This window comes from Mucilaginibacter sp. (genome assembly GCF_036383575.1).
Lineage (GTDB): Bacteria > Bacteroidota > Bacteroidia > Sphingobacteriales > Sphingobacteriaceae > Mucilaginibacter.
Genome location: NZ_DASVOB010000395.1, coordinates 1 through 5,326 on the forward strand (window position 1 = coordinate 1; position 5,326 = coordinate 5,326).

Below are 5,326 nucleotides of genomic sequence, written 5' to 3' on the forward strand. Positions count from 1 at the left end.
GATAAAAATGTGCATGCCTTTAAAGAAGTTATCGAACATTGGGAAGGTAAAAACGAAGAGGTTAAAAAGCACATTTTCTACAGCGAAGTGGAAGAGGGAGTAGCCGATGACCTATATACCGGCTGGGTTGACCTTAACCAATTAAGCGATGAAATATTTGAACCAAATACCGAGTATTACATTTGCGGTCCGGCCGGTTTTATTGAGCTACATTACCGCGAACTGGTTAAAAAAGGTATCGACAAACAGTTGATCCATTTTGAAGAGTTTGGCCCTCAAACTTTGCAGTTAAATTAAGAAGCTATTAAAATTGATTGTTTTAAAATGTAGAGACGCATCACATGCGTCTCCCGCATGCAAATTCTTGAAGTTAATGATTACGAAGCGGCTTGTGCTATGCGAGACGCAGGTGATGCGTCTCTACCAGTAAACAGGTTCTAAAAGTAGTAGTTATTCGTGCTGAAATAAGATGTCTTTTACATTGGTCATTTCAGCACGAAATAACTATCCATCATAATTATCCTTTTTTCAGCGTTACTACCGCTTCATTTGGCTGTGCCTGATAGAGTACATAAGTGCCTTGATCATCTTTAACTGTGTTGATCTTTTTGCTTTTTGAACCCTGGGTAACTGTTGCGCTCGTCCAGTTTGATGATACATAGGTTTTGAGCGTTAATGGCAGATAGTACATCTTGCCATCAAGGCTATGGCTTACCTTAACCTGTATGGTGTTCCCTACAGTTGAAGCTACTGCTTTGCCATGCTCGCGCTCGCGCATGTAGCGGGTTACATCGCCAAAAGTTGCTACCCATAGTTTATCGTTTTTGCTTTTGATGTATTGGAAATATTCATCGAGCAGGGTACTGGGCAACGCCTCGTAACCCATGCCGTCAATACCATGGAAAACCAGCACCAGCCAGGTATTGGTATGGCTAAGTGTGGTATCAACCCAAAGCTTCATCATAGGAAGCGGTGTTTTGGTGGTTGCGCCGCGTTGCCATTGAATGTAATCTTTATCGGTTGAGCCGGGTGTTTGTTTGCTGGCCCTGTCAATCTCTTTTAGCCATGGCTCGGGCATGCGGTTTCTTAAAGCCGGATAGATTTTGAGCGCATAACTCATCACCCTGTCGTTTTCAAAACCGTAAGGGCACTCTGCCGAAAAGGTATGTTTGGGGCCAAGCTGTGCAAGGATATCGGCCTTGCTTTTTTCCAGTTCCCAAAGCAGGTTGGGTTCATCCAAACCGGGCATACTTGGGTGGGTGATGGAGTGACTGGCAAACTCATAACCTTCGGCGGCATCTTTCCTGAAATCGTCCCATGTAGAGCCTATAGATTGTTTAAACTCATCGTTAGGTTCGTAACCGGGTTTCAATTCCCCATTGCGGGCTTTAGCATAGATATCATCCAATACCTTGAATGCTTTTTCCTTTTTACCGCTGTCGTACAAGCTACCTGCCTGTGTATGAGAGGCGATGGTGCCCATATAACCTAAATACCCCGCAGCCGAGCAACGCTCAAAAAAATTCTGATCATTGGTAGGTATCGTTGCCGATTCCTTAATGATCTCCTTTACCGGGCGGCCAATAAATTTTCCGTGGTATTTGGATCCCGGTATGGAGCCTGTAATGATGAAAAAGGTGGCCGGCATTTTAAGGCGTTCCATCACGGGCAGGGCTTTTCTGAACTGGTTCATGGAGCCGTCATCATACGTAAGGGAAACGGCCCCGGTTTTACCGTATTGCCATTTGGTTATTTCGGTTGTGCCGGGTTTGGTCTGGGCGTTGCTTTGCAAGCCTTGCAGACCAATGAGTGCTGTGAGCAGCAGGGTTTTAACTGGTTTATAAGTGGTGGTTAGCATGATTAAAATTAACTTATTAAATTAATTTACAAAGTAATATTGCTGTTTCAATTGGCTGGGTATGAGGGTTGAAAATTTATTTATGGAAAACCTTAAGTAATCGCATCTATTGGTTAATAATAGGTTTCGCGCAAAGCCGCAAAGGCGCTAATTGATATATACTTTGCGGCTTTGCGCCTCTGCGAGAAAAACAACTGTTAAAAAACACTAAATTTTAGCCTGTGGATATTTTCTATCTTGTTTCACCGTTTAAGCATCAACCAAAACCACTATCCAGCATGTTATCACAACTTGCCAAAACATTGAAGTGCCTGCTTATTTTAAGCTTTCTTATTTCTGTTAAAACAGTATCGGCACAAAATAAATATGATGCCCTCAGTTTCCGGATCGATTCATTAGCAGCAGTAGGTTTGCCCAAATCGGCTTTGAAAGAGGTTGATAAGCTTGATAAACTGGCCCATGATGAGAAAAACGCCCCGCAGCAGGTCCGCGCGGTGATTTACCGGATGACCTTTCAGTCATACATTGAAGAAGAAGCATTGGTGGCTATCATCGCCAGGCTAAAAACTGATATTGATAAAGCGCGCTATCCTGTAAAGCCGGTATTACAATCAATGCTGGCCGAAATGTATTGGAATTATTATCAGCAAAACCGCTACCGTTACAGCCAGCGAAACCGCGTTGAAAAACATGGTGACGACTATACCCAATGGGACCTGCAAACTATTATCTCCGAAACGGGCAATCTTTACCGTCTTTCCCTTGCCGATGCCAAAGAGGAGCAAGCCACGCCAATTGGTGTACTCGATGGTGTTTTAAAAGGCGATAAAACCATCCGTTATCTGCGGCCTACGCTTTATGACCTGTTGGTGCAGCGCGCGTTTGAGTTTTTCCTGGCGGATGAACCGGCTATTACAAAACCCCAAATGCCCTTCTCTCTGAATAGTCCTGCCTTTTTTGGCGACGCCCGTTCATTTGTTAAAATAAAGATCAATACTGCCGACACCGCCTCAACATGGTACCATGGGCTTAAATTTTTGCAACGGGCAGCAGCGTTTCATCTGCGTGAAAATAATGAAGAAGCCCTTGCCGATCTTGAACTAAGGCGGCTCAGTTTTTTGCATGATAAATCAACTTTAAGTAATGCTGATTCATTATACCTGCTTGGATTAAAACAAATAACCACCAATTATGCCGCTAAACCGATAAGTGCAGAAGCTTTGGTACTTAGCGGCCTTTACTATCAGCAGCTTGACAGCCTTGTAATTGCACACGGTTACTATGAAAAAGCTAAAGCGTTGTTCCCTAATAGTATAAGCGGTAAAAACGCGGCCGTTTACATCCAACAAATAGAAAGGCAGGTTTTATCGGCCCAGGTTGAAGAAGTATATGCCCCCGGCAAACCTTTACTGGCCAGCTTACAGTATAGTAACGTTAAACAGGCAAAATTTGCTATTTATCCTGTTACCGATGCGCAAATAGATCAGTTGAAAAAAGGTGGTAAGCAGGACGAGGAAGATGAATTAATGATCACGAAAGAGGTATACGACTTTGTAAGCAAATTAAAGCCCGTTGAAACCGGCGAACTTTCGCTGCCTGATCTGCATGATTACAGAGCCCACCGGGCCGAATTTAAAATAGCCCCGCTGCAGCCCGGTAATTATATTATTGTTGTTGATGATAAATCATTGTTAACGGGCCTGGCACAGTTCAAAGTAAGCGGATTAGCTTATGTAACCAGGCAAAGGCCTGATGGTGTAAAGGAAATCCGGGTGCTGGACCGTGACAGCGGCGAACCGTTGAAAGGCGTAAAGGTTGATGTATACAATACCTATAATGATAAAGGAAAAACATTAAAGAACCCAATCAGTAGAGGTATATCGGATGCCGACGGTGTATTTACTTTTACATGTCGTGGGGACTATTATAGTGTAAATCTTTTAACTGCTAAGGATAAATTTGCCAGTAAAAACAGTTATGTAAACGGAGCTATAGAAACCTCGGAACCTGTAGCCAAACCCATTGAAGAGACCATGTTATTTACCGACAGGCAGATCTATCGTCCGGGGCAAACGGTTTATTTTAAGGGGTTACAGATAAGTACATTTAATAACAAAAGCAGTATTGTACCCAATGAAAAGGTTACTGTTAGTTTGCTGGACGCTAACAGGCAAAAGCAAGGCAGCCTTGACCTTAAAACCAACGAGTATGGAACGGTAACGGGTTCATTTATTATTCCTCAGCAAACATTGGGGGGCATGATGTTCGTCACTACAGATCGTGGAGCAGCATTGATCAGAATTGAGGAATATAAGCGGCCAACGTTCCAGGTAACATTTTCTCCGGTTAAGGAAACTTACCGGTTTAATGACTCGGTTCGCATTACAGGGAAAGTTACTGCGTTTTCGGGATATGGGCTTTCAGGTACAAATGTGGCTTATCATGTTAAACGAACCCCTTCTTACCGGCCATATTATTTAAAAATGAGAGGCGATGATTATTATAATAATTCGGGTGATGCTGAAATGGCCTCAGATACAATTAAGACCAGTAGTAATGGCGAATTTCAGTTTGCCTTTAAAGCATCGCCGGGTAATGGAAAACTGCCCGATATGTATAATTACAATATTACCGCCGATGTAACTGACGGGAGCGGCGAAACCCAGTCGGCAAATATGGATGTAAAAGTAAGCAATAACGTGCTTGACCTGGATATATCAGTGCCTGAACAGCTGTTGGCAAAAGATAAAACCGCGATACCTGTTAAGCTAAGCAATATAAATGGCCAGCAACAAAGTGGGGTGCTGAATGTAAAAGTTTATTCACTAAATCAGCCTGATGGCGTATTCAAAAAGCGGCTTTGGGATGCGCCTGATCAATACCTGCTGGGAGCCAATGAGTTTAAAAAAACGTTTCCCGGCTATGCCTATAAAAATGAAGACGACCATAGCTCCTGGCAAATAAATAAAGCAATTATTGATGCCGATATTAAAGTTAGCGATACTACAGGTAGTCAGCTTGACCTGGCAGCGTTGAAGCAGCAGCTAACCGGAGTTTATAAGCTGGTTATAAATGCAAAGAATAGTAGGGGTGATACCACATCGCAAAGCTATTATATTAAACTTCATGTTGATCCCGCCAAAGCACCCGATATGGATGGCTGGTTAACTACTATTAATGATGAAGTAAGTAAGGCAGGTGAGCCTGCTGAATTTTGGTTGGGTATAAGCAGGGAAAGCCATATCCTGGTTGAAAAATACGAAGGTGCTAAAATGCTATCATCCCAATGGCTTACCATTGGCGGTGATCATCAGCAAAGCTTGAAAATAGCTGTACCTGCTACAGCCAAAAATAATTTCGCGGTGCAGTTTTTAATGTTGAATGATAACCGCCTGTACAGTTATTACAAACAGATCAAAATAAAGGATACTACATCGGCATTAAACATCCGTTTCCTCACTTTTAGAA

At 42.8% G+C, this 5,326-nt stretch carries 2 protein-coding genes and 1 pseudogene; 2 read left to right on the forward strand and 1 reads right to left on the reverse strand.

Going from position 1 to position 5,326, the window contains the following annotated elements:
• Positions 1-297, forward strand: a pseudogene (locus VF500_RS13765) (nitric oxide dioxygenase); the annotation flags it as partial.
• Positions 298-517: 220 nt separating this feature from the next.
• Here the strand turns inward: VF500_RS13765 and VF500_RS13770 are convergent.
• Positions 518-1,858, reverse strand: coding sequence for a polysaccharide deacetylase family protein (locus VF500_RS13770; protein WP_330860223.1), 1,341 nt, complete (start codon positions 1,856-1,858; stop codon positions 518-520).
• 278 nt (positions 1,859-2,136) lie between these two features.
• Here VF500_RS13770 and VF500_RS13775 point away from each other — a divergent pair.
• The coding region (locus tag VF500_RS13775) for an MG2 domain-containing protein (protein WP_330860224.1) at positions 2,137-5,326 on the forward strand (3,190 nt) is incomplete at its 3' end.